The 24,214-nt window shown below is 63.3% G+C and carries 26 protein-coding genes and 1 pseudogene; 8 read left to right on the forward strand and 19 right to left on the reverse strand.

What is annotated here, in order from left to right; genetic code table 11:
* Positions 1-74 precede the first annotated feature (74 nt).
* The gene (locus tag LWC34_RS45025; protein WP_250109470.1) at positions 75-500 is read right to left on the reverse strand and encodes a hypothetical protein; all 426 of its coding nucleotides are present in this window, start codon (positions 498-500) and stop codon (positions 75-77) included.
* 250 nt (positions 501-750) lie between these two features.
* Here LWC34_RS45025 and LWC34_RS45030 point away from each other — a divergent pair, with 250 nt between their 5' ends.
* Entirely contained in the window at positions 751-1,269 is a 519-nt protein-coding gene (locus tag LWC34_RS45030) for a winged helix-turn-helix transcriptional regulator (protein WP_233731421.1), read from the forward strand.
* Here LWC34_RS45030 and LWC34_RS45035 read toward each other — a convergent pair.
* The gene (locus LWC34_RS45035; protein WP_233731422.1) at positions 1,256-4,453 is read right to left on the reverse strand and encodes a BTAD domain-containing putative transcriptional regulator; all 3,198 of its coding nucleotides are present in this window, start codon (positions 4,451-4,453) and stop codon (positions 1,256-1,258) included. The genes LWC34_RS45030 and LWC34_RS45035 overlap by 14 nt on opposite strands.
* Before the next feature lie 183 nt (positions 4,454-4,636).
* On the opposite strand from LWC34_RS45035, the gene LWC34_RS45040 reads away from it, so the two are divergent.
* On the forward strand, positions 4,637-5,497 hold the full coding sequence (locus tag LWC34_RS45040) for an AfsR/SARP family transcriptional regulator (RefSeq protein WP_233731423.1): 861 nt from the start codon (positions 4,637-4,639) through the stop codon (positions 5,495-5,497).
* A gap of 397 nt (positions 5,498-5,894) precedes the next feature.
* Here the strand turns inward: LWC34_RS45040 and LWC34_RS45045 are convergent, their stop codons facing one another.
* The 13 genes from LWC34_RS45045 to LWC34_RS45105 all read right to left on the reverse strand — a co-directional run bounded on the left by LWC34_RS45045 (position 5,895) and on the right by LWC34_RS45105 (position 16,188).
* On the reverse strand, positions 5,895-6,392 hold the full coding sequence (locus LWC34_RS45045; RefSeq protein WP_233731425.1) for a hypothetical protein: 498 nt from the start codon (positions 6,390-6,392) through the stop codon (positions 5,895-5,897).
* A gap of 134 nt (positions 6,393-6,526) precedes the next feature.
* Positions 6,527-6,799, reverse strand: a complete 273-nt coding sequence (locus tag LWC34_RS45050) for a hypothetical protein (RefSeq protein WP_233731426.1) — start codon at positions 6,797-6,799, stop codon at positions 6,527-6,529.
* Positions 6,800-6,869: 70 nt separating this feature from the next.
* Complete coding sequence (locus LWC34_RS45055; protein ID WP_233731427.1) at positions 6,870-9,476, reverse strand: AfsR/SARP family transcriptional regulator; 2,607 nt, start codon at positions 9,474-9,476, stop codon at positions 6,870-6,872.
* A gap of 1 nt (position 9,477) precedes the next feature.
* The gene (locus tag LWC34_RS45060; RefSeq protein WP_233731428.1) at positions 9,478-9,915 is read right to left on the reverse strand and encodes a hypothetical protein; all 438 of its coding nucleotides are present in this window, start codon (positions 9,913-9,915) and stop codon (positions 9,478-9,480) included.
* Between the two features lie 29 nt (positions 9,916-9,944).
* Complete coding sequence (locus LWC34_RS45065; RefSeq protein ID WP_233731429.1) at positions 9,945-10,370, reverse strand: hypothetical protein; 426 nt, start codon at positions 10,368-10,370, stop codon at positions 9,945-9,947.
* A complete protein-coding gene (locus LWC34_RS45070; protein WP_233731430.1) occupies positions 10,367-10,801 on the reverse strand; it encodes a TadE/TadG family type IV pilus assembly protein in 435 nt (144 codons plus the stop codon). The genes LWC34_RS45065 and LWC34_RS45070 overlap by 4 nt, the downstream gene beginning before the upstream one ends.
* 3 nt (positions 10,802-10,804) lie before the next feature.
* Positions 10,805-11,248, reverse strand: a complete 444-nt coding sequence (locus tag LWC34_RS45075; RefSeq protein ID WP_233731431.1) for a TadE family protein — start codon at positions 11,246-11,248, stop codon at positions 10,805-10,807.
* Between the two features lie 4 nt (positions 11,249-11,252).
* Positions 11,253-11,441 (reverse strand): hypothetical protein, encoded by a 189-nt coding sequence (locus tag LWC34_RS45080; RefSeq protein ID WP_233731432.1) that lies wholly within the window; start codon positions 11,439-11,441, stop codon positions 11,253-11,255.
* A gap of 27 nt (positions 11,442-11,468) precedes the next feature.
* On the reverse strand, positions 11,469-12,371 hold the full coding sequence (locus LWC34_RS45085; protein WP_372496773.1) for a type II secretion system F family protein: 903 nt from the start codon (positions 12,369-12,371) through the stop codon (positions 11,469-11,471).
* Position 12,372: 1 nt separating this feature from the next.
* Positions 12,373-13,254, reverse strand: coding sequence for a type II secretion system F family protein (locus LWC34_RS45090; RefSeq protein WP_233731433.1), 882 nt, complete (start codon positions 13,252-13,254; stop codon positions 12,373-12,375).
* Positions 13,251-14,627, reverse strand: a complete 1,377-nt coding sequence (locus LWC34_RS45095; RefSeq protein ID WP_372496835.1) for a TadA family conjugal transfer-associated ATPase — start codon at positions 14,625-14,627, stop codon at positions 13,251-13,253. Before LWC34_RS45095 ends, LWC34_RS45090 begins: the two co-directional genes overlap by 4 nt.
* A gap of 29 nt (positions 14,628-14,656) precedes the next feature.
* Positions 14,657-15,454: a CpaE-like family protein gene (locus LWC34_RS45100; protein ID WP_233731434.1), complete on the reverse strand. Its 798-nt coding sequence runs from the start codon at positions 15,452-15,454 to the stop codon at positions 14,657-14,659.
* A gap of 38 nt (positions 15,455-15,492) precedes the next feature.
* Positions 15,493-16,188, reverse strand: coding sequence for an SAF domain-containing protein (locus LWC34_RS45105; protein WP_233731435.1), 696 nt, complete (start codon positions 16,186-16,188; stop codon positions 15,493-15,495).
* A gap of 335 nt (positions 16,189-16,523) precedes the next feature.
* Between LWC34_RS45105 and LWC34_RS45110 the strand changes: the two genes are divergently transcribed.
* Positions 16,524-16,700, forward strand: coding sequence for a hypothetical protein (locus LWC34_RS45110; protein WP_233731436.1), 177 nt, complete (start codon positions 16,524-16,526; stop codon positions 16,698-16,700).
* A 445-nt stretch (positions 16,701-17,145) separates the two neighbouring features.
* Here the strand turns inward: LWC34_RS45110 and LWC34_RS45115 are convergent, their stop codons facing one another.
* Complete coding sequence (locus LWC34_RS45115; RefSeq protein WP_233731437.1) at positions 17,146-17,559, reverse strand: hypothetical protein; 414 nt, start codon at positions 17,557-17,559, stop codon at positions 17,146-17,148.
* Positions 17,560-17,986: 427 nt separating this feature from the next.
* Here LWC34_RS45115 and LWC34_RS45120 point away from each other — a divergent pair, with 427 nt between their 5' ends.
* Positions 17,987-18,619 carry a prepilin peptidase gene (locus tag LWC34_RS45120; protein WP_233731438.1) on the forward strand — a complete coding sequence of 211 codons (633 nt, stop codon included), beginning with the start codon at positions 17,987-17,989 and terminating at the stop codon, positions 18,617-18,619.
* Positions 18,620-18,688: 69 nt separating this feature from the next.
* On the opposite strand, the gene LWC34_RS45125 is transcribed toward LWC34_RS45120, so the two are convergent.
* From LWC34_RS45125 to LWC34_RS45135, 3 genes are all read right to left on the reverse strand, one after another.
* Positions 18,689-19,654 (reverse strand): helix-turn-helix domain-containing protein, encoded by a 966-nt coding sequence (locus LWC34_RS45125; RefSeq protein ID WP_233731439.1) that lies wholly within the window; start codon positions 19,652-19,654, stop codon positions 18,689-18,691.
* 132 nt (positions 19,655-19,786) lie between these two features.
* Positions 19,787-20,131: a hypothetical protein gene (locus LWC34_RS45130; RefSeq protein ID WP_233731440.1), complete on the reverse strand. Its 345-nt coding sequence runs from the start codon at positions 20,129-20,131 to the stop codon at positions 19,787-19,789.
* A 177-nt stretch (positions 20,132-20,308) separates the two neighbouring features.
* Entirely contained in the window at positions 20,309-20,602 is a 294-nt protein-coding gene (locus LWC34_RS45135) for a hypothetical protein (RefSeq protein ID WP_233731441.1), read from the reverse strand.
* 115 nt (positions 20,603-20,717) lie between these two features.
* On the opposite strand from LWC34_RS45135, the gene LWC34_RS45140 reads away from it, so the two are divergent.
* From LWC34_RS45140 to LWC34_RS45150, 4 genes and pseudogenes are all read left to right on the forward strand, one after another.
* A complete protein-coding gene (locus LWC34_RS45140; RefSeq protein ID WP_233731442.1) occupies positions 20,718-20,855 on the forward strand; it encodes a hypothetical protein in 138 nt (45 codons plus the stop codon).
* Between the two features lie 703 nt (positions 20,856-21,558).
* Positions 21,559-21,783 (forward strand): annotated as a pseudogene (locus LWC34_RS59150) (helix-turn-helix transcriptional regulator); the annotation flags it as partial.
* Between the two features lie 204 nt (positions 21,784-21,987).
* On the forward strand, positions 21,988-23,202 hold the full coding sequence (locus tag LWC34_RS45145) for a hypothetical protein (RefSeq protein ID WP_233731443.1): 1,215 nt from the start codon (positions 21,988-21,990) through the stop codon (positions 23,200-23,202).
* A gap of 17 nt (positions 23,203-23,219) precedes the next feature.
* Positions 23,220-23,948, forward strand: a complete 729-nt coding sequence (locus LWC34_RS45150) for an endonuclease/exonuclease/phosphatase family protein (RefSeq protein ID WP_284051885.1) — start codon at positions 23,220-23,222, stop codon at positions 23,946-23,948.
* Positions 23,949-24,214: the final 266 nt, after the last annotated feature.

Below are 24,214 nucleotides of genomic sequence, written 5' to 3' on the forward strand. Positions count from 1 at the left end.
CAGGTGTGGTATTCGGTGATTGTGTTCCGCTTTTCCTGGCGACACATCAATTATCACTCTGTCACATGCCCAAATCAATAGAAACGGCGAGTCTTTTCAAGACTCTTTTCCCGATTTTGTGCGACCCGATTGAGGTTGAAATCGAAAGCAAACCATTTATCTATCGTTTTCCGTGCGCTGACGCGTGGGCGATACAGTTTGGAAGGGATTGAAAAAATATAATAAAATGAGGCTGGAAGGTGAGGGTGGTGACTTAGAGATTCACGGTATTGGCGCGCTTGCCGATTGGCGCGTATTCCCCGCGGCCCAAGCCGCCCCGATGTGATCACCTGCTTGTGGCCAAGCGAGTCTGGGACATCGGTGGATCCCCGTATGATGCCGCCGAGCAGGGCTTTACCGCTGCGCAAGAGGTGGCGTTCTAACGTGAGCCCCGCTCTGAGCCTCAAGATGATCCCTTGTATGAACCTCTGGCGGATGTCACCGTGCGTGTAGATGGTCACCGGTTGATCACTTTTCGTGACACTCTGACGCTTGATCGGATTGAGTAGACATACCCTGGAGCTGTTAGGCCGTTCGGCGTAGCGTAGAAGTGTCATTGCACGTAGATGAGGCGGTGAAGTGACTGCGGCAGCTTGCTGGGCGAACACGGCGACCCCGATGGTGGTCCATTCGAACGTGGTGGAGCACTGAGGCCGGGGAGAGTGACGCGGGTGCGGCCGGGCGGCCGGGCCGATGTACAGGGGAGGCATCATGGCGACAGGGGATGAGCGGTTCCAGGCGGACGAACAGTTCCTTCGGGACCTCTATAACGTGAAGTACCTTTTTAGTGACAAGTGGGCGCCAGCGATCAACGTGACGCTGACGCATGGGCCTATGCGGCGGTCTGAGATTTTGTCCACGATCGAGTCGTATTCGCTTGGTGAAGAATGGTCGGGTAAGCCGGTCGTTTTGCACGATAGCATCCTGACGCGAACACTGCGAAAGATGACTGAACAAGGTCTTTTGGTGCGTCAGCGTGACACGTCGACTTTTCCGCCGAAGGTCTTTTACTCGCTGACTCCGCAAGTCGCTGAATTTATGAGGATTCTAGAGCCGCTTGCCGAGTGGGTAAGGCGGAACCCGGAGCTCGTCGAACGGGCGCAGGCGCACGGTCGGCACCACGGTGATGATGGCGAGGCCGACACGGATACGTCTTCGCTGGACGATGACTTAAGTCAGAAAAGACGAAAAGAATGCAATAGACGCAGCTCCTTCGTTAGATTTGCTTGAGCAGTGCGGCGGTTCGTTGTTCGCCGGGCAGGTGCCCAGTGCTGCGATGTAATTCCAATGCTTGCCAGGCGTGTGCTCGGGCAGCCACTGAATTCCCTTGGCGCAGTGCTGCTTCCGCGGCCGTGGTCAGAGCTTGGCCGGCCAACAGGCGATAGCCGGCCGGTTGAGCCAGCGCTAGTGCGGCGTCGACATAAGACATGGCGTCGGCGTAACCGCCAGTGTGCAAGAAGGTCCGGGCCAGGCCGATCAGCGTATCGGCCTCTCCGTAGCGGAACCCGACCTTGACAGCCAGGGCATGGGACCTGGTGTGCTGCTCGATTGCGGTGTCGAAGTCGTCGGCTTTGCGTGCGACCCGGCCGGCAATGGCGAGGACATCCGCCTCGCAGGCGACGTTGCGGACTTTGCGGCTGATTTCGATCGCCTGCTGGACGAGGACCTTCGCCGCTGTCCAATCGCCTCGTGCACAGATGAGCTCGCCGATCGCGGCGAGGTTGCGTGCTTCGTCGCGATGCGCACCGTGATCCCTTGCCGTTGCGAGACTCGCGGCGTAGCTCAGTTCAGCGTCATGCACGCGGCCGAGCATCGAGTAGGCGCATCCGATGGCGTGTTGTGCTTGGGCCATCACGATCTTTGATCCGGATTCCTCGGCGAGCCGCAGACCTTCGGCCAGGCAGTTGAGCAACTGGGCGAGGTCGCCGTCCTGGCCATGGGCCAGTCCGCGAATGACCAGATTGTGTGCAAGGCCCGTTGGTGTGGAAGTGATCGGGAACGCCTGATCCATCGCCTCGTGCGCCGCGCGTGCGTTGCCCAAGGCCAGCTGTCCGAAGCCGAGCATTGTCAGCGCCCGCGATTCGACCACCTCCCAATGCGTACGCCGGGCCAGACGCAACGCGCGCTCACTGTAGATGACGAGTTGGCGAGGATCTCCCGTGTCGGCGTAGGCCATTCCCGCGCTGAGCAGCATGGCCGCTTGCGCACGTTCGTCCCCGCTCGCGAACGCCGATCGCAGACCGGCCTGGGTGCACATCTCCCAGTCGTCCGGGCTTGACGTTCGCTGCATGAAGAAGCCACTTGTCGCGTCCGCGAGCAGCCATGGCATCGCGGGAGCTTCGAATTCGGCAGCTTCGTGTACCGCCGCGGCGATGTTCACGTGTTCCGCGTCGAGCCAGGCCCATGCCGCTTGTTTGCCGGCGAATACCTCGGCAGGCGCGACCTCGTCGTCGAGGTACTGGAAATAGTCGTACAGCAAACGAGCGGCCGCCCGCGCGCCCCGCAGGTACCACGCGTGCAGACCGGTCAGCGGACAGTCCACTGTGGCGGCATCTTCGGCGCGATACCGTTCCTTGGCGTAGAGCCGGACCAGATCGTGCAGCCGGTACCGGCCGGCGGCGTACGACTCCACCAGGTTCGTGGTGACGAGCTGATCAAGCGCGGCGGCCACGTCCCGGCCGATCAGGCTGGCCGCGGCCGCCGCGGTGAAGTCCGGCCCGGGAATAATCCCGAGCCTGCGCAGGAGCAGACGCGCGGCCTTTGGAAGGGCTACATAGGACAGATCGAATGCCGCGCGTACGCCTGCGCGCCGATCGCCATTAAACTCCAGCGCTTGCAACCGGTGGCTGCCGCTCAGTTCAGTGACAGCGTCCGCAATGGATTTATTCGGGTGCAACCGGAGTTTGCCTGCCGCGATCCGCAACGCGAGGGGAAGGTAGCCGCAGAGGCGGGCCAATTCGGCCGCGGCGGAGCGTTCCGCAGCGACCCTGGACCGGCCAAGGACGTGCTCGATGAGCTCGATCGCCTCAGCGGGCCCGAGGACGTCGAGGGTCGTCTGATGCGCACCTTCGACCGCGACAAGCCCACCGAGCCTGCTGCGGCTGGTGACCAGCACGAGGCACGAGGACAGGCCCGGCACCAGCGGACGTACCTGCTGCTCGGTCTCCGCGTTGTCCAGCACGATCAGCACCCGCTTGCCTGCGAGCGCGGATCGGTAGAGAGAGGCGCGTTCGTCGGTGTCGTCCGGGATCCGGTGCGGATCGACGCCAAGCGCCCGCAGAAAGCGGCCAAGCACTTGCCCAGGGTCGTGGCCGTGCACATCGGCGAAGAGCTGGCCGTCAGGGAATCGATGAGTCACGCGGTGGCCCCAATGCACCGCGAGAGCGGTCTTGCCCATGCCGGCCACGCCGTCCACCGCGGAAATCACCGTGATCCGCTTTTCCAGCAACGAGTCGAGCCTCGCCAGGTCGATGGTGCGGCCGGTGAATCCGGCGATGTCGGCAGGCAGTTGCGCGGGAATCGGATGGTGGGGGCGCGGCGGTGCGGGGATGTCGCCGCGCAGGATCTTCACGTGTGCATTCCTGAGTTCCGCGCCTGGTTCGACTGCGAGTTCACGGCTGAGCCGCTGCTGGATCAGGGTGAACAAGGTCAACGCCGCCGCTTGGTGCCCGCCCGCGGCCAGTGCCAGCATCAGCCGGGCATGCAGGGCCTCGTGCAGCGGTTCTTCGTGGACGAGCACTTCGAGCTGGGCTTTTTGGTCCTCGCCGAGGTCCATCGCGAGCGCGGCGGACAGTCGCCGCTGCTGAGCCGCGATCGCCGTCGGATGATTCCGCAGCTGCTGCGGCATGCCCTCAAGAATCGGACCGCGCCAGCAGCTGACTGCCGCCAACGGGTCCCGCTCGACGAGATCGTTGAACCGCAGCAGGTCCAGTTGGCTGGGAGCGATTCGAAGCAGGTAACCGGAGTCCTGCCGGACGATCGCGCCCGCGTCCCGCAGACTCCTGCGTAACCGCGACACCAGCCCGTGCAGCAGATCCCGGTACGTGGCCGGCGGGCCGCCGTCCCACAGCACGTCCACGACTTCGGTGTATGGCACCACTTGGTTGGCATGCAAGGCAAGTAGCGCCAGCAGGCACCGCTGCTGGGTGGAAGTCAGGGCAACCGCCGCGCCCGCGCGATCCACGATGAACGGTCCCAGCACACCAATACGCAATCCTCCACTGGGCTCCGGTTTGTCTGCTCGACTCAATACAGCTTCCAGCTGCCGGATCGACGCTGCTCGCGGCCGCTGCACATCCCCCTGTTCGATGTATCGGATCGTGCGCACGCTGACCCCGGCCAGGTCCGCCAGCTGTTGCTGGGTCAGCCTGGATCCTGCCCGGTGCGCGCGCAACGCGGCCCCGAGTCTCCGCACGTCTGGATTCGCCATTTCGCCCCCCAAACGGCAATTTTGCCGCTGATCATCATCGCGCCGCGCTTGTTAGCCCTGTTAGGGCCCAAAGACCCTCCACCCAGGTTCTTACCAATCTCCTTCCCCTAGCGTCGATAACCGGCATCCGCCCAGGGTCCGATTCCGTGGCGGTGAGGGGGTGTGCGGGTGGCTATCGAGTTCCGGCTTCTCGGCTCTGTCGATGCTCGTGCGAACGGCGAGGTCATCGATCTTGGACCGCGGCGGCAGCGGTCTGTGCTCGCTGTGTTGCTGATCAACGTCACGCAAGTCGTGCCATTGGACCGGTTGATGGACCGGATCTGGGGCGAACGCCAGCCTCGCAGCGCTCGTGGCACGTTGCACGCCTACGTGTCACGGCTTCGCAAGGCCCTCGCAGGGACCGATGATGTGTCTATCGTGCAGCAGTCCGGCGGTTACCTGATTGCTCTGGAGCAACTCGCGGTGGACGTGCACCACTTCCGTCGTTTGATCGCGCAGGCCCGCATCGCCGATGGCGAGCGCGCGCTCGCGTTGTTCGAACAGGCACTGGGATTGTGGCGAGGCGAAGCCTTCGCGAACCTGGACACGCCGTGGTTGAACCAGGCCCGTGACACGCTGAACGCCGAACGACGTGCTGCCGAGCTGGCCAGGGGCGAGGTCAAACTCCGTCTTGGCCAGCATCTCGACCTGCTCGCCGAACTTCCCGCCCGGATGGCCGAACATCCGCTTGACGAGGGCCTGGTCAGTCAGTTCATGCTCGCTCTCTACCGCAGTGGACGCCAAGCCGACGCGCTGAACCACTACCAGGAGACTCGGCTGCGGCTGGCCACCGAACTGGGCGCCAGCCCCAGCATCCTGCTGCAGACGCTCCATCATCAGTTCCTGACAGCAGATCCAGCACTCGATGTGCCACAGTCCGCATCGGCACGAACACTCCGGCAACTACCCGACAGCTCCAACCACGTCACCGGACGCACAGCGAACTCGCCGCATTGCAGGGCCTGCTCGCAAGACAGCAGATCGCCGTGATCGCCGGCATCGGCAGAGCGGCGCTCGCGGTGAACTGGGCGGGCGTCGGGGTCCGCGACCGGTTTCTTTACTCCGATCTACGAAGTTTCGACCCGTGGGTGTCCCGGCCAAGACGAACGAGATGCTGGTGGATTCCTGCGCGCCATAGGCCTGACCGGCATCGTGATTCCCTGGGCATGGCGGAACGAGCGGCCTGGTACCGCTCGATGATGGCGGGGCACAGAATGCTGATTCTTCTGGGCACGCAATCATCCGGGCTCGTTGCGCGTGATGGTGCGGGACGAATCGTGCTGGATCCGCCATCTCTTCAGCAATCGGACGCCGTACTTCGCGATGTCGCGGATGATGCGATCACGCGGCCCCGGAGTGTGCTCCGGGGCCGCAGTCACGGACTAGGCTAGCAGTGGAACCAATTGGACCAGCCGCCGTTATAAACCTTGCAGTGTCCATTGGGGTCCTGGCCGACAACCCCGACCAATGGTCCGGTCGAGGTAAAGCCGAAGTAGTAGACTCCAGAGTGGGCGATGCCACCCTGGGGCGCCCATCCGCTCCATTCGGTGTCGCCGGCCCACCGTTGCCAGATGTGGTGCACGGTGAGGTCGATGCCGACGATGAAGGTCTCCAATCGGCCGTCCGGCCATTGGAAGTTGGCCTCTCGCCAAATGAAAGACTCGCACATCGTCCGGCCCTTATGAATGCCGCGCCAAATATCGCAGTGGCCGGAGGCGTCGACGGCCACCGGTTTGGGGAGCTCGACGCCGGCTACCTCGTTTCCCAGTGTGGGTGTGGTTTCGGGGCGTTCGACGGCCATCACGGTGGCAGCGGGTGCCAACATCAGCGTCATGGCCACGGCGGCGATTCCGCCTGTGATCTTGGTCCAGAGTCTTCGTGTCATGAGAACTATTCCCCTCGTCTGGCTGACGTGCTGGACGACAAGGGGAATAGTTCTCCGCCGCGCATGTACAACCCTTGCAGGCCGCTGAAATCCAGTTCGTCAGGTGCCGTAATTGGCGACCCGTCAGAGGTGCTTCACGCCGAGGACCAGCGATACGCCGTTGGCGCCGAGCTCGAAGTCTTGTACGAGCGCGACTCCGTTCCCCGTGCCATCGGTGGCCACACCGTGCAGATTGCCCAGGCGCTTGACAATCCGTCTTGCGCTGCCCGGCCGACGCGGTAGATCGGGCCCGGCTCACGGTCGCTGCCAAGGTTGTGGCTGCGGCCGAGCGCGTAGTCGCACATCCGGGCCATGCTGGGATTGCACAAGTCCATGTCGTCCGGCTTCCTGGCATGCGTTTCTGACACGGCAAGCTCCAATGGCCGTTCCGTAAGCGCACAGAACGTGCTGAGGTTGAGCGCTCTCAGATTCGGCCCGTTACGGTTGGCGCACCTCTACCCCTAAGCCCCGTGACAGCGATTCTTCGTGGCGCTGCTGCAGCCTCGTGGCCAGGCTGATCGCGTGCGGCGTGGGCTGGTCACCCAACTCGGCCAGGCGGGTGGTCAGCAGGGCGAGAGTGCGCGGGATGGCGTCCAGGCGACCAAGGCGTTCTTGCAGTCTCATGATGTCGCGGTAGAGCAGCTCGTTGTACGGATCGAAGGCTCGCGCGGTCTCGAGAAGATCTAGTGTCTGTTCCGGGTCGTCGTCGACCAGCGCGCGGGCAAGCGCGGCAACAGCGTCGAGGGCGTCGCGGCGGATGGCCTCGCGTGCGGACTCGATCCACTCTGTCGACATCCCGTCGGCCAATGGACCGGTGTATGAGTTGACGACAGCTCGATAGGCGGCGATTCGCCCCTGTGTGGCTGCGGCCATACGGCGTCTTGTGATGGCGCGGTCGAAGTGCCAGTAGTCAACGTCGACTACGTCGGCGTCCAATCGGTAGGTGCCCTCGCGTGTAATGACGATGTCAGCGAGCGTGTCGTTTGTGGCCTTGGTGAACGCGGTCCTCAGGCGTGAGAGCGCTGTGTTCATCGCGTTGGTGGTCTTGTCCGGTGTGCTGTTGGCCCACAATGCCGCGGTCAGTGATTCGCGCGTGGCACCCTCAGGATGCAGTCCCAGAAACACCAGCAGTTCCCGCTGTCGCGGTTGGAACGCGCCCGTGATGTCCTTCTCCTCGTCTGCGGCTGGAGGACGCCAGAACACACGCGGCTTACCGAGCACACTGAGGCGAATCGCGGTCGCCGCTACAGGTCTGGGTTCCTCTGCAGGAGGGGCATCAACAGCTTCGACCGCGTTGGGGACGTCCCCTCCGACGTTGTTCGCGGCGGTGACTTCCAGGCCTGTTTCGGTTGTGAGAACTGCGTTGTCTTCAACAGGGGATTCGCGTTGGGCTTGCTGAAGCAGATCGAGCAGGTGCGTGGTGTGGTCGGAGCCGATCTGGAACATGTGTGTTCCTCGAAGGGCTTCGCCGCGGCCCGGACTGGTGGCCGAAATGGTCCCGTCCTCGCGGACATAGGCCGTGACGCCAGCCTGCCATTGCCCGAGCAGGACCCCGATGATCCCGAACGCAGCTCCGTTGTCCAGAACAGCTTGTAGCCGCTGGACATTGTGTAGTTGTGGTTGTGCCACAAGCACTACCCGAGGTCGACAGTCCCAGGCATGGTCGCGCGCGCAAGTCAGGATGTCAGCCTCGAGTTCATCCAGCGCCGCGTCGAGGTTGTCAACCAGCCGCAGACGGTGTGGCAATTGGGCACGGGCCGCGCTATGGCCGAGCAGTAGCGGAAGGTCGTCGGCTGGGACCAGGACGTTCAGGGTGGTCGATGTGGCCAAAGCGGTTAGCAGCAGCGCTCGCGCTGCGGCTGAGGCACCAGCACCGATCAGCCCGAGACCGCGCGCCGCGGCGAGGTCCAACGCGATCTCCCGGCCGTCACGTACTCCGAGCTTGTGCTCTAGCGATGTGTTATGCGGTTCGGGTATCTGTTCGACGTTGTCCAGTTCGAACTCGTCCTGCGACGCTTGGAGGTGCGCCAGCTGGAGTTGGTAGACCACCGGCGCAACAGGCAGGTCGATGTCGTCACGTCGGCCACTGCCCGGTTGATAGCGACTGTTGCGACGGCGCCGCGCGACCAGCAGCGCCGTGCTAACCGCAGCGGCCAGTCCGAGTCCCACGAACAGCTCGAGTTCCCAGGCGACGGCGGGCTCGTGCGTTGGGGATGCCGCCGGAGCGTGTGTCGGCTCAGGTGGCGGTGTCGGGGCTGTCGTGGTGTGTGGCGGTGCTGCGGGAATTGGTGGCGGCGGTGGATCTGGTTGAAGAGCGACCGGAGCTGCGGCGTCGGGGGGAAGCGTGAGTTCCTCCCCGGGAAAGACTAGGTGCGGGTTGGTGAAGGGTTTGCCGTTGGGTTGCGGCTTTCCCTTGTTGAGTTCAAAGATGTCAGGCCATCGTGTTTGTGTACCCAGCGTGCGCTCGGCGATACGCGACAAGGAGTCGTAGACACCGGTCTGCGGATCACGAGCACGCACAACCACTGACCGCGGGGTCGCGGTCTGGGCGAAGTTGGTTCGCGCCTCGGGCGCAACAACGGTTCGTGTCGAGGCCACAGTGGACACATCGGGCCGCGCCGTTGCAGTCGCGACAACCATCCCTGTATCGCCTGTGATGGAAAATGTATGGGCTGCCGTCGGTGCAGTCCGTTTGCCGACGACGGACAGCATGATCGCGGCAATGAGCACCGCCGCGAGGGCGTGCATGGGCCGGCGCGCTGAGACGTGAGGCCAGCGTAGGGCGTGTACACCGACCTGGATGGCCTGAACAGCACAGCGGACCACGTCAATCACGAACGCCGCCCAGATGGGCCAGCACAGGCAGGCGAGGAAGTCCAGCAGGAACGTCGCGGTCATGGGACTGAGCAGGAGCGTCTCGATTTCGACCCAGGTCGGCATGTGATCAGGCAAGGGCCAGCCGACGTAGTACCACAGGGCCCAAGGCAGACCCGCCACCAGCCCGAGCAGGATGGTGGCCGCGATCAGACCTCGCAGGATTCGCATGTCACGGCACCGTCGCGACGACCCGTGCGCTTGTCTCCGAAGAGTCGGTACGGGCTACGGCACGTTCCTGCAGCGAGGGCGCATGGCGACGTTTAGGTTCTTCTTCAGCGATCAGTTCCTTGTTGTCATCGGGCTTGCTGTCAGTACGAGCGACTGTGGGCCTCTTTCGCCTGCCTCGTGCGGACTTTCTGTTGGTGAGCCAGCGAGCGAGGTCAGCAGCTGGTACGTCGGTGAATCGGGCCAGCTCGTCGATGTCGATGACATCGCTGGCGCCTGCCAACACATCGCCAAGTTCTCGTTCGATATCGGCGAGTTGTTCGGCAACTGCGGCTCGGCGTTGCGCGAGTTCCCCAACTCGCACCGCGGTGATGGATCGCTTTGCACTGCGTGCTGTGTCGCTTTGCTTGACGCGGAGTTCGATCTCTTCGTTTGTGGCCATTGCCTTTCCTTTCATCGCGGGCTGACAGGTCAAGGTTCGATGGTGAGTACTCCTCGTTGAGGATGGGCGTGACCGGTGCCGTGCACGGTGAAGCTGGAGACGCCGAACAGGCCTAGCAGTTGCGTGTGCTGGGAGGCGGTGATGGTGACTGTCACGGTGTTGCCCGAAATGCTGACCGTGCCGGATGCGCCGTTGGACGCGAGATGGTTCTGTGCGTTGGCGACGGCTTGAGTCGGTAGGAGCTTCAGCTGGTTGCTGGTTCGGTAGGCCGCGAGGTCGATGGCTTGGGCACCTGCCCGTGCCGCAGCCTCAGCCTGCCCGTTGGCTTTGACCTTGGCTGCCAGAGCGAGACCACCGTCCAGTGTCAGTCCAGCCAAAGCAAGGATGCCCATCGTGACGCCGAGGACAAACGCGCTTACCGAGCCGCTATCGTCCCGCCACCAATCGCTCTTCATGCTCTGCTCCCACGCCATGTATCTACGGGCGCGCTTCCGGTGGCGGACAGCCGCTTCGTGCCGGGGACGCCCAGCATGAGAGCATCGCCGAAGTCAACGGTGCATGAGACCGTGACTGTCACGGCGCTGCCTGGTGCCATGCCACCGATTGCCGCGTTCACATCAAGTGAGCGGCACGAGACACCGGCTGCGGCCAACGCCGTTGCTGCTGTTGACTGCGCTGCTGCAGACGCGCGCCCGCTGGTGCGCTCGATGCTTGCCGCGCGAGCGGCTTGGTGTGCCGCGTCGTTGAGCCGTAGACGGGCGTCGACACCTCGGTGGATGACCACGGCAACGAATACCAGCAAGGAGATCAGGGCCGGAGTCAGCAGCGTAATCTCTGCGGCCACTGAGCCGCGGTCATTGTGCCACCACCGTTTGAACGTCGTCATGGGTCACCGTCCAGCCCCGGCGTCCGGTACGAACCGTTCAACGGGGCCATCTGCTTCAGCGTGCACGGGCAACGTGAGGAATCCGAGAATGGATGTAGCCGTGCCGGAAACCCTTATGGAAGCGGATTCGGCGCCGCGTTGGGCTATGACAGTGGGACTGGCGAGCGGGCCGTGTGCCAGTTCGTCGAGAAGTTGCCGTGCGCTCGCGGTGCCGGCCGCGGCTGTTCCATTCTGTGCTCGCGCGGCGGCAAGCCCTTGTGACGCAGCGGCTTGCGCGATGTGCATGGCGTGAGACCACAGCGCGAACTGCGCGATGGTAAGCAGCATCAGCAGCACCACGGGGAAGCCCAGCACGAGCTCTACGCTGGCCGCCCCACGATCTCCGCGCAGTGCTTGGCGAAGCCGTTGGGCGTAGCGGTTGTGTGGAGGTGCTTTCGCGATAACCATGGCACTAGAGGGTGATGCTGTTTGCCTTGCTGACCACCTTGGCGATGATGATCCCGGCGAGCAGCAGTGCGGCCGCGGCCAAGCCAGCGATCCACAATACGGTTTCCGTGGAGTAGCCGGCATCAGGGTTGCGGCGGAGTGTCTCGAATCGTGCCGAGATCATGGTCCACAAAGTAGAAAAGTACTCTCTCATCGTCATCTCCTTCTCTTGCAGATGCAGTCAGAGTCCATTGAGGACTTGGTCTACCGCGGGGTATGTCACGAACGTGAGGAATCCAAGGAACAGAGCCATGACCGGTAGTGACATGCGTTCGGTTGCCGACTGGGCGTTGGCTTCGGCGTCCGTGATCTGGTGTGTACGCAGTGCGCCGGCCTTCGCGGCGAGGCTGGCACGGACCTTGGCACCCTCGGTGCCCGCAAGGCTGACCGAGGCGGCGAGTTCCGCCAGTTCGGTGACATCGAGTTCCTCGCCGAGCTGCCGCAATGTCGACCATGGGGTGGTGCGGGTCAATCGTGCCGTGTCCAAGGCCCGCCGGATCTGGCTGAAAGCCCATCCTTGACCGATCCCGGCCGAGTCGTTCAGCGCGCTGTCGACACCCGCGCCACCAGCCAAGGTGATCCACACCAAGTCCAGAAAGGACGACAGAGCGTGCCGGAACTCGGCCCGACGCTTCGTTGCCTCGGCTCGAGCTTGCACGTCGGGCAAGACGAATCCCGCGACCGCCAATACGAGCCCAGCGACCACCGGGAACGTGAATCCCCACTCCTGCCCCGCCAACGTGAACAACAGCTGCATGACTGGAGGGAGCAGAAGCCCAGCCATCGCGAGGGTGGCTTTATCCGCGAGGTGAGTGGCGATCGGGCGCCCAATCACGGCGAGATCGCGGCTGAGACGTACGCCAGGCAGCCCGAGGGCACGAAGGGAAGCGATGAACGGGCGCCCGAGTTTCGCCGCCCATCCTGTGTGGGCCGTCAGCAGGATGGGCGGTGGTGCTGGAGGTGCGGCGGCACGGGCCAGCACCATGCCCAGTGATGGACGCGGCGGAACTGCCCACACGACCAATGCCCAGAGCCCAACACCGAGCCCGATGCCCAGAATCACAGCAGGGACCAATGAAGACATGTCACACCTGCCTGCGGTCATTGTCGGTCGGCGTACTGCCGATGGAGAAGAAGCGCGCTGGTTCCGGGACCCGTGAGATCCCGATCAGCCAAGCGAATCCGGCCGCGAACAGCAGCCCCACCCCGAGAAGGACCAGTTGCCCGGTGAGCGAGTCGTAGGCGGCCATGTAAGAGCGATTGAGCATCACAACGGCCATGGCGAACGTGAGCGTGGTCCCCACGATCATGCGCACTGATGTGCGGGTGCGGGCTCGACCGACCTCGACGCGCAACCGCATCGAGGCCTGGTCGCGCGCGGTGCGCGCGAGTGCACCGAGTAGCTCGCTGAGTTGTTTGGCTTGCTGTTCGGCTGCTTTGACCAGAGCCGCGATCACCAAGTCGCCGGTCGGGTCGGCAAACTGGTCGGCCACCCTTCGCAACGACGGCGCAAGCCGTTCGCCGTTCTCCAGCCGTGCGGCCAGCGCAGTGATTTCGCCGCGGATCGGCAACGGAGCCAGGGGAGCGGTGGCGAGGATGGCCTGCTCCAAGCCAGAGGCGGCGGATAGCGTGTCGCGCAACATTTCCGACCACGTCGCAATCGCTTCGATGCGCGCGACCCGGCGCGTGTGCTCCGGGTCGCTGCCCAGTACACGGGGCAACGCCCAACACGCCAGTCCGGCCAGGATCGCGCCGACGAACCAGCCGGTGGCCAGCCCGGTCAGCACACCGACCGCGATGGCGGCGCTGAGCCGGATGGCCACCCGCCGGTTGTGCCGTTGCCTGTGGAGGCGTGGCCGGTCCTTCTCGGTGCCCCGCCAGCCGATGGCCAGCAGGAGAAGGCCGATCCCGACACCCACTCCCAGCAGGGCGGCGAATCCGGTATCCGGGCTGAGGGGAAAGGTCATTGTGGCCACCACCCTTCGGTGTTCTCCAACACTGCAGGCTCGAACCCGACCTCGACCAGATCATCGAGGGTGTCGGTCCGCAGCGCACCTGGCACAGGGCGAGCACGTCGGTCGATGCCGGGCCGATAGACCTCGTTGGAGACCACCTGGTGGCCGTCGGCGTCAACGACCTCGCGGATCGAGGACACCACGCGTGTCGTGCGGTCGGCGCTGCGGGCCAAATGGACCACGAAGTGCACAGAGCTGGCGACCAGCAGCGCAGTGGCCTCGAGGGAGAGCCGCTCGGGGCCTTGGGCTGCGTACGAGGCGAGCCTGGTGAAGGCGATGCGCGAGCTGGAGGCATGCAAGGTGGCCATGGATCCGTCGTTGCCTTGAGACATCGCGTTGCACATCGGGATGACTTCCGCGCCGCGGATCTCACCGACGATGACACGATCAGGGGACATCCGCAGTCCCCATCGCACGAGTTCGGCTTGAGAGATCGCGCCCTCGCCTTCGACGTTCGGTTCGCGAGCCTGGAAGGCCGTCACGTCGGCGTGAATGTTCGGGTCACGTTCCAGGCCGAGCTCGAAGGCGTCCTCGATGGTGATGATCCGTTCCATCGGATCGGCTTCCGCGGCCAAAGCACGCAACAAGGTCGTCTTTCCCGCTCCGGTCCCGCCGGTGATCAGAATGTTCTTCTTGGCCCGCACCAGGGCACGCAGGAACTCTTCCAAGCCAGCGTCGAGAGTGCCGCGCTTACGCAGCTGACAGAGAGTCGCGGTGAGGTAGCCGTGCCGGCGAATCGACAGAGAGGTCACCCCGCCAGCCGTCAGGCTCATGACCGCGAACAACCGTTCGCCGCCTGGCAGCTGGAGATTGACCGCGGGGGAGCCGTGGTCGAACCGTCGTTCTTGGCTGGATGCTCGCGCGGCGAGCAGCCGGACGAGGTCGGTCAGGTCCTTGTTGGATCCGGCGATCGGGGCGACCTGGACTCGACGGCCGTCGGTGTGCTGAACGAAAACACGGTCGTAGCGGTTGGCGTTGATCGTTTCCACGGTCGGGTCGTCCAGCAGCGGTTGCAAGCCGGCCATTCCGAACAGTTCGTTGAGCACCTCGCCGACGACTTGCTGCTCAATCTGCGGCGGCACAAGAGAACGGTTGGCAGTGAGCTCGTTCTCGCTGTGTATCCGGACCGCGGTATCCAGAATCATCCGCGCCTGCTCACGCCGCGCCTCTCGTGTCACTGGCGTGCCAGTTCGCAGCTGCAGAGCGTCTACCTGCTTGGGCAGTTGGGTTGCCAGGGCATCCCGCAGGTGCTGACGCAGTCGGCCTGCCGCCGCGGGGACGTCTTCGCCCTGGTTTACCGAATGCGATCGGGATTGGACGGGCACGTGGGAGGCGTAGCCGTTGTTCGCGTAGGTCACGATGTCCTACCTCCCCGCACGGCGTGCTCGTCAACCGGGCGCATCGCGACCGGAGGTGGCATTTGGGGTGGCAAAACAGGAATCCGTGGCGGTAGTGAAGGACTCGTTGGTGCCAGGAAGGTGGCGATCCTGTGCGCGCACTTTCCCAGCGCGGAATGCGATGGTCCGCTGCGTGTCCAACGCAACCTTGCTCGGCCGCCTCGGAGTACCGCCGCACCGTGTTCGTCGTGCGGAACGCGCCCCAGCGGCAGCACACCCAGCTCCCGGCCGACCTCTGTCGGGGAGTAACCCTCGCCGACCAAGAGCAACACCGGCCGCGGCGTCCACCGCCCGACCACGGGTAGCCGGCGGGCCACGTGGGCAAGGTCGTCCGCGTGAGCACGGGTCAGCAAAACGAGCACGTCGGACTCGCGCACGATGCCCATCGCCGCGGTGGCATGATCAATCCGGCCGCAGTCCGCGACCACCACTGTGTCCGGAGCGTTGGCCGCGTTACGGAGAACGCCAGTGTGAGAGTGCGAACTCGGCGCCAACGCCAGCAACGCGCCTCGCGCCCTGTCGGCATCCGGCGGCGCAGCGACCACCGGCAGCCCACCCGGCAACGCTTGGGCATGCCGCCACAACAACCCAGAATCGGCTTCGCGCCGCGCGGCTGCGGCCAGGCTCACTAGCCCCGGCGACGATTGCAGGGAGAACCGCATCGCGATGTCCCCGCCGGACGGATCCGCTTCGACCACAATGGGCCGAGCCGGCGCTGGCCACCGCGCAGCCAACGCCACTGCGAACGTCGTCACGCCAGGCGAACCCTTCATGCTGATGACCGACACCAACATCACCGACCACCGCCCGACAACAACACCAACGACAACTGACCCGCCGGAACCGCCGCAACCTGCCGAGCGGCGACCTCGGTCAGTTGCACGGACACCACCGTCACCTGCTCGTTGAGCGCCGACGTCACGCTAGTGACAACCCCCGACCACACAGCATCCGACACAGGCTGACTTGCCGCCGCGCCGCCGTTGGGGACGAACACCACCGCGACCCGCGACCCCGGAGCGGTCTCCGGCGGGAACTGGCCAGCCTTCAACGCCAACGACGCAACTGCCTGTCCCGCAATGGGAACAGCGGCAATGCCCACCGATTCAGGCGTCAACAACGCCCCTGCAGGCAGGCTGACCGACATCGTTTGGCCAACCATGCTCGCGGCCTGCCCGGCGTCGATCACGCCCACCCCGGGATCAACGGCGACATTGACCAGTCGCAGGTCCTGCGCGGACAGCACCTGCCCGACAGTGACCGGGCGAGCCAACGCAAGAACTGGCTGGCGGTCGCCGGAATTCAACGAGATCAACAGGAACGCTGCCGTGCAGGCGACGATGAGCAACACACCCAACAAGAGATACGGAAGGCTTCTGCGACGGCCTGCGGCGCGTAGTCGCGATGTGGTTTCCGGTTTCTTGCCGTTGTTCACCCACGGCGCATCGTCCGATATGGACGGCCTATCGCCATCGGTCTGTATCCTCATGAAGGTTGGCATGCCATCGCCTCCAAGCATGGGTGTAGTACGCCGCGTCGCCCATTCCGACAACGAGCAGTTGAGAGGTTGTTCTGTTCTGGCGATGCAGGGGCCGATGCCGCGTGAATCAGCCGCCGTTGTTCAACGCTTGTGCCTCAGCCACACGGAAGGCCGCATTGCTGGTAGTCGTCATGCCAGGGAAGGTTCCGCTCTGACCGGCACCGGACCACGTGACAGTCCAATGCACAGTCGCCGAGACCGGAAACGCCTGTCCCGTCTGCCTTGCCGAGGAAGCGTGGTACGTGTGTCCGCAATCAGGCGAGCCCGATTTCGGGTCGCTATCGGTGCGATACACCGTGCCGGGGCCTCTGCAACTCACCGTCGTACCGTCACCCATCGACCACGACACCGACTTCGGAGTCGCCGTGGCCGTCACCGAAACCCCTGGTACCGATGCTGTCGCTGATGAAGGCGCCCAACCACCCGTAAGCCACAACCAGGTCGGCAAGTTCACCAGATGAGTTCCAGATGGGCTCGCGGCGATGGTGGGACTCGGCAAGCGCAACCGTTTGCGAGCCATCTCGGCAACCTGAGCCGGAGACAGGATCGGCGCGGCGCTTCCTGCTGATATCCAGATAGGACCTTGGCGGTTCTTCCCATCAGCCGAGCACAACACCCAAAACCAACCTCCAGGGCCTTCCGGCTGCGCACCTGATGGAGGATCGGCCGGCACCGTCCTGCACGCGAAGGGATCAGTCTCGCTTCCGCTGCCGCCAGATCCGCCTCCTGCATGGTGCGGTCCACCGCCTGACCCGCTGCCTCCACCGGAACCAGCGGCAATGTCACAGGCGGGTGATGGAACCTGGCTGCAGTTCGTGATCCCCCAGCCGTCAGCCAAAGCGGGCGCTGGCATACCGAGTACGCCGACAGTCAAGATACCCGTGATGGTTGCAGAACGTCGCATGGTCAACACGTCCCCAAGTCATGCACGCCAAAGTCGGAGACCTTCCAGGACTCGTCGGCCTGCTTATCGACGATGGCATTGATCAATCGGCGACCACCGGGAGTGTCTGCGAGTTGTCCATTGTCGGCGCGGTACTTCAACCAGTTCGTCGAATCTCCGCAATCCGTCACGATGATCTTCTTCGGATTGTCCTGCGGTTCGACAGACGACACGCTGGGATTCAGCTTGGGTTCCCCTTTGGTCACCAGGCCGTTTGTGTTGTCCGTATGCAGCCCACGCGTCAGGTTGGTGAGCGCGACACCGGTCGCGTTCTGGCCGAGCTTGGTCGACTGCCAATCCGACGTCGCGCCAGCAACCACGAAGTCCCGCCACATACCTCTGTAAGCCGTCAGTGCATCCTGCGTGGCCTTGTCCACAGGGGACGCTGGTGGGGTCGGCGTCGCCGAGGTGGCCGCCGTTGTCGTTGTGGAAGCTGGATTTGGCGTAGGTTCTGCACTGCACGCGGCGAGCATGAGAGTCGCGCCGGCCGCGAACATCGCCAGGCGATTCCACGTGATCAAAGTCGTGCGCCGCACCTCACGCCACCCCCGAAACCCTCGCAGAGATCAATTGCTATCAAGTGATAGAGACCACATGTACACCTCTACCCCATAGGGACTGCAAAGTCCGTATGAACGGACTTTGCAGTCCGTATGGGACGATTAGTAAATTTTTCACTCTTTCGGACTACAAACTCCACGATTCGCAATGCTGTGAGGTCACACTGACGGAGCATTCAACTACCTGCGGAGGTGACTCGGTGATCCCGCTGCGAACGCATGAGGCGCAACAAGGACCTGCGACATGTTGATCGTCTTGTGGGCGGGAGTAGGCGCCGTTGTCGCGATATTGATTCATGTCTGGACACGACGACTTCTCGCTGCAGATCGCAGAGGATGGCTCACTGCGCCACCAACTGCTTCATTGCTCACCGCCGTCTTGTTCGGCTTATTGGCGTGGCGGATCGGCTGGAACATCGAACTGCTGCCCTACAGCTATCTCGCCGCAATTGGTGTGTCGCTGTCCATCGTGGACATAGTCAAGCAGCGACTCCCTAAGGAGATGATCCTGACAAGTGCCGTAGTGCTCGGCACCCTCTTCGGTGTGCTGTCGATCGCGCACTCCGACAGTGAAAGCCTCGTCCGGGCACTTGTCGGATCAATCCTGTCAGCCGGGTTCTACCTCGTAATGGCGCTGGCTTCTGACGGCGGCCTGGGGGCTGGTGACATCAAGCTGGGCGCTCTGCTGGGGTTGGTGCTCGGTTGGTTGAGCTGGTCCGCGTTGGCGCTTGGTGTGTTCCTCGCTGCGTGCGTTGGAAGCACCGTATGTTTGCTACTTCGGCTGATCAATCGCCTCCCAGAAAATCGCATTGTGCCCGGAGGTCCGTTCCTGCTGTTCGGTGCAGTGGTTGCTATCAGTGTCATGCCCACGAGTTGAGGCGTGATTGAGCTGTAAACGGGAAGACTGTCAGTGCGTCGGAGGGAGCCGGGTACTGATCATGCCGCTTCAGGGCTTCTCGGACGTGCCCGTAGCTGGCGAGTATCGGAGCGATGCCGTGTCGGCGGAATCACCGTGCGATGAGGACGGCGCAGGTTCGGCGTCGGTCGATACTGCTGATGGTCGATGGTTTTCGGTAAGAACGCGCTCTATCAACTGGATTGACGCGGCCTCGCCAAGTGCCTGACTCCGCAGATGCTTGAACACGTCGTGAGCGTCGGCCAGCTTCTGCGAGTCCTCCAAATCCAGAGGGCCCGCGAGCTGGTCGATATGCAGCAAGTCGGGGTCGGCGGAGTCGGACAGCATCATGAGTGTGAACGGTCCCATTGCTGTGCAAGGACTTTGCCCTGCGGTGGGAAGTACGTGCAGTGCGACAGTGCGGATGGCCGCCGCGTCGATAAGGCGCTGCAACTGGTCGCGCATCGTTTCCGACCCACCAACAATGCGACGCAGCACCATCTCGTCGATGACGGCGATCAATCGCAGGGATGGCTTTCCAGCGGTGAGCCGCTGTTGACGAATCCGCCGGACGATCACCTCATCGAACGGCGCGGGGTGATCCCAATCCTTGAGCAGTGCCAGGGTGTATTCCTCGGTTTGAAGGAGTTCGGGCACGACGAGCGTCGAGAAATCGCAGACCACGGCGGCCTCGGTCTCGGCGTCGACGTGGTACCGGTTCTGTGCGCCGTACGCATGGTGCCACGGTCGTTTGAGGGCTTTGCGGACTTCGTCGATCAGAGTGGCATCTGGACAGTCGTAGACGTCCATCATCGAACGAACCAGGTGGATATTTTGCTTGGTCTCACCTGTTTCAATGCGGTGCAGCGCGCTTCGCGTCTTGTCCAACCGGGACGCTGCCTCGTCCAAGGTGAGGTTGGCAGCTTCCCGCATGCGGCGCAGCTTGACTCCGAGCCTGCTGCGGAGGAACGGTGGACGACCGGGCTCGGATGTTGAACCCCACATGACGATGCTCATGGCGCTGTGGATCCTGTGTAGTGGAACGAGAATGAGGGCTGACGGTGTGTTCTTGTGTGCCATCGGCGACGGCGAGCACTGGTTGGCTCCGCCATCGCCGAAGATGGCAAGTTGTCGTGTACCGGGGCAGAACTAGCCCTGACCAGTGGCAGGTGAAGGACCAACCCAAATCAGGCGCGGAGTGACGTTGCCCGTCTTAGGGAAGCATTTCAGCGCCCCATCGGCGTCAGTCGTGAGGAACTGCATGTTGCCGTCGTACATGACCACGTAGGCGTATCCGTCGAACGCCATGCCCCACGCTACGAACTGGATCTTGAATGCGACATGGTACTCCAGGGCAATGGCGAACATCTTCGGCGCTTGGTCTGCGGCCATCTCGCTCACCGTTTTGGTGACCGCGACTTCTTCGATGGAAGGCTGGGAGCCTGTAGTCCGATCGAACTGGTCAACAGTGGACTGTTCTGTCACCTTGGACATGCCGATCTCCTTGTGGTGGTTGTCGATTCGCCGTGTGGAACGGCGGCGATGATGGGCAAACTTGGTCTGTGTGGACCGGCACCGGACCACACAGACCAGCGGGCGACGCACTTCAGGTGGTCTCAACGGAATCGGCGGGATCGAACTCCGGAGCCGCAACCCCATCAGGGCAAGCGTCTACCCGGCCTGTGGCAATGTGTTCTGTAGCGCGAGAGCCGCGTCTGTGCTGTTGATGAAGCTATGCAACGGCGACTGCTGGTCGGACGCTGGAAAGAACCAAGCGATCGCGATCAGGCAGCATTCGGGACACTGGTGGTGGGGTGTGGCTGGTCGCTGTTGCCAGACTAGTTCGACGGGCAAACCGCAGAGGGCGGCCCACGGGTAGTCGGGCGACACCACGTGGACCCGAGCGGCGTAGAACACGCTGCTGTTGGGATTGGTGCCCCACAACACAAGTTCTGCTGTCGACATGTCATCACCTGAACTGACTTGCTTTCCCTTGTACACAGTGGAGGGTGGATGTTGTGCCCGATCCGCATGGCCGCGGCGACTTAACGTCAGTCACGTTGGCCATGCGGATCGGCGGGTGGCGCGTAGCGGGTGGTCTCAACGGGATCACGCGGCGATCCTCATCCGGAGCCACTACCCGCCTGGCCGTGGCGCCTACCCGGCTGCGCGGCAGGACGCGCTGCCGCCGCAGGTCGCCACACTGAGGCACGAGTGACGACAGGGTCTTCCCAGCAACCAGCGATGACGTATTGAATGCGTTGTCGCACCGGTGGACTGCGGCCGAAGGAACGATGGCCGTCGCTGGTTTCGGTTTGTGGGCAAGGTTTTCCCAGGATCGCGGTCGCCCTGTCTCGGATTTCGCCGCAGCGTTTTTGGGCTATCCGATGCCTGAGCAACAAGACGTGCACGCCCACGATGAGCGCCTGCATGCCGAAGGTCACCGTGATGAACAGCCAATTTGGCCGGCCCCATTCCGTGTTGGTTGGGCTTGCAGGGGCTGATGCGGCCATGGTTCCCAGCACCACGCACAGGACCGCAGTGACCGAGATTCGCGAATTTGAGGGCTTTACGTTCACGGTTATCACTCCTGGGATGTGCGTTCGGGTTACGTCCCGTACATACGACCAGCCAGGTTGTGATTGGTGGAAGCGGGTAAATGCATTTACCCCCTGGCGGTTTGGATCGCGACTCCGCACATGACAACGGGTTTGGTGCGAGCGGGCGACGTCCCGCCGACCGGGTTGGCGCTCATCGACGATCACCCGAGAGATGCCGCATGCGGTAGTTGCAGTTACTCCAATCAGGTCGTAGACACGTGATCCACGCTCCACTGTGGTCTGATCGGCTACTGTGAATTGGCTAAACCGGAATCAAGGCCGTTCATCTTTCGAAGCCGACGGTAACCTTTGGGATTCGACATGGAGAACGAGAAAGCCCCGAAGGGCGACGGGCAAGGAGCCGCTGAGCGGCTTGCTCGAGAGATCAGACGGTTGCGCCTGGATGCGCCTCTCAGCCAGAAGCGACTCGCTAGTCTGACGGGCTACACCAGAGAATACGTGTGCGCGGCCGAGAGAGTCGGCGGAAACCTCCCCTCAATTGCGCTTGTTCGTGCGCTGGACGACGCGTTGCGTGCCCACGGAGCCCTCCTACAGCTGTGGGGACAGGCAGACGCCGAACGTCGAGCGCTTCGAACCGGAGCGGCTGGCCATCCGTCGACTTCGCTCGGCACGATGTTGAGCGGTCGTATTAAGGAAGGGCATCAACTTTCGCTGGGTCGTGATGACACCGGAGGCCTCTTTACAGATAGTGTGCTACTGCCGGTCCTGATTGAAGGTCAACCAGCATATGTGCCGCTGCACGCTGTCGACCTCTCCACAGGCAGGCAGCAGGAGTCGTCCTCCGGCGCAGGGAAGATCGACGGCGCCGCAGACGGATGGGAGGCCATGAGTCCGCTCAACCGCCGCTTGCTGCTGCGGCACGGTGTCGGCGCTGCGGCCGTGCCTTGGTTTGCCGTGCCAGGCTCGGCTTCACCTCCGTCTCCCGGCAGCAGTTTCCCCGGTGATGTAGGTCGAGCTTCGCTCCCGTCAACGTCCTGGGCGATCCAGATCCACAACGCGGTTCTCAGTCCGACCGACGCGATCAGGACGGTGGGGGCCGCCGACGACGGTCGTGTGGCTAACGTCCCTGAGCTTCAGAGGTCAGCCCACGATGCCTTGACGGCACATTTGTCATCCGACTATGCGAAATTGGCGACGGACCTGCCATCGCTGATCGGTCGCGTGGAATGGGCGAGCCTGCAGGGAACAGATTCGCCCGACATCCAGACGTTGCTGTCGGACGCATACGGCGTTGCTGCATGGAGCCTCATCAAGGCGGACAGTCCGGTCGCGGCGTGGATCGCCGCCGAACGGTCCATCAAAGCCGCTGAGCAGGCCGATGATGTCCTACGAATCGCCGCTGCGACGCGTTGCTTGTCCGAGGTGCACATGCGGGCTTCGAACTTCGAAGAAGCCACTCGAACAGCGTTCCTTGCCACGGTTCAACTCGACACCGCAAAGCCCGCTCAACGACAGACCGCGCTGAGCCTGCGGGGTGCCGCGTTGCTCAGTGGTGCCGCAGCTGCCGCTCGCCGCGGAAGTAGCCGTGAGGCGTATGCGGCGCTGAGGGCTGCCGCCACATGCGCAGAGGAACTCGGCGACGATCGCATCGACCTCGGTACGGTCTTCGGGCCCACGAATGTCGCGATCCACGAAGTCGCCATCGCGGTGGAACTGGGTGACACTCGGCAAGCACTGCATCACGTCTCGGCTGTGAAGCTCAACCGCATGCCCGCCGCACTGACAGAACGGCGGGCGCGATTCCTGATCGACGTGGCGAGGAGTCACCACGGACAAGGTGACGACGAAGCGGCTGTCGGTGCCTTGCTTGAAGCGGAACACATCGCAGCTGACGAGGTACGCGAACACCGGTTGACGCATGATTTGCTGCGCGACTTGCTCAGCCGGGAGCGTCGCTCGTCGGGAGTTCGTGAACTGGCTGGTCGCTGTAATCTGTTGAACTGAAGGGAAGTTTCAGCGCGATGGCGCGTCCGTTCGACGGGGGAGAGTTGCGGATCCTGCATTGGAACGTCCACTCGTGGCTCGATGCCACTGGTGAGTCTAATGTGGACAACGTGGTCGATCTGGTTCGTGAGACTGATCCACAGGTGGTGTCGCTGGTCGAGGTTGACGAGACATGGGGTGACACTTCGCGCATCGAGGCTGTAGCTGAGCAATGCGGGTACACGTCGGTTTTCGCTCCCATTTTTGAGTATGGACAAGAGCATGGGCCGCGTGGCGGTTTTGGTAATGCTCTCTTGAGTAGACTGCCGTTCTCGATCGTTCGGCAGCGTCAGCTTGTGTGGCCGTCGACGGTCTATGACGGTAGCGAGCCTTCTGAACTTCGATCGGTGACGTTCGCGAAGTTCGGTTCGTTGTGGGTGGGCACGACGCATCTGCCGCGCGGCGATGCCGAGGCGCGAGCGGCTGCGCTGCGGCGGCTCACCAGTATCACCGGCGAGTTGGATGGCGAGTGGTTGTTGTGCGGGGACTTCAACACACCGGCTTCTTCGTGGCTGAGTAGCTCGGATTCGGTGTCGGTGGCGCCGCGACCGGCAGTGCCGACTTATCCAGCCGATGAACCGGTGGAAGCGATCGACTATTGCGTCGCGTCACCGGGAATCGTGCTGAATGCCAAGGTCTTGGACGCTGCAGGCTCAGACCACTTGGCGGTCTTGTTTGAAGCGCGGGCATCCGATCACGGAGACTGAGGAAAGTGCCTGGTCAGTCGGTCACGATGTGCCGAGCGTTGACCAGCTCGAGGTGTTCGCCGAGCAGCCGAGAAAGGCCAATATCAGGCGTCCGCCGGGGCCTGAGGGGCATCATGAGGCAAAGTGAGCGGTGTCGCCGACCGCTGGCATGGTAACCAGGGTCGGCCGCTGGCCGGTGGTGAACCAGGATGAGCGCGTAACCCGAACGAGACACGGCATCGATGGATTCCTGCTGGTGCTGCGACGCGGAATATCCGGACTCGGAA

The organism is Kibdelosporangium philippinense (assembly GCF_021390435.2).
GTDB classification, from domain to species: Bacteria; Actinomycetota; Actinomycetes; order Mycobacteriales; family Pseudonocardiaceae; genus Kibdelosporangium; species Kibdelosporangium philippinense.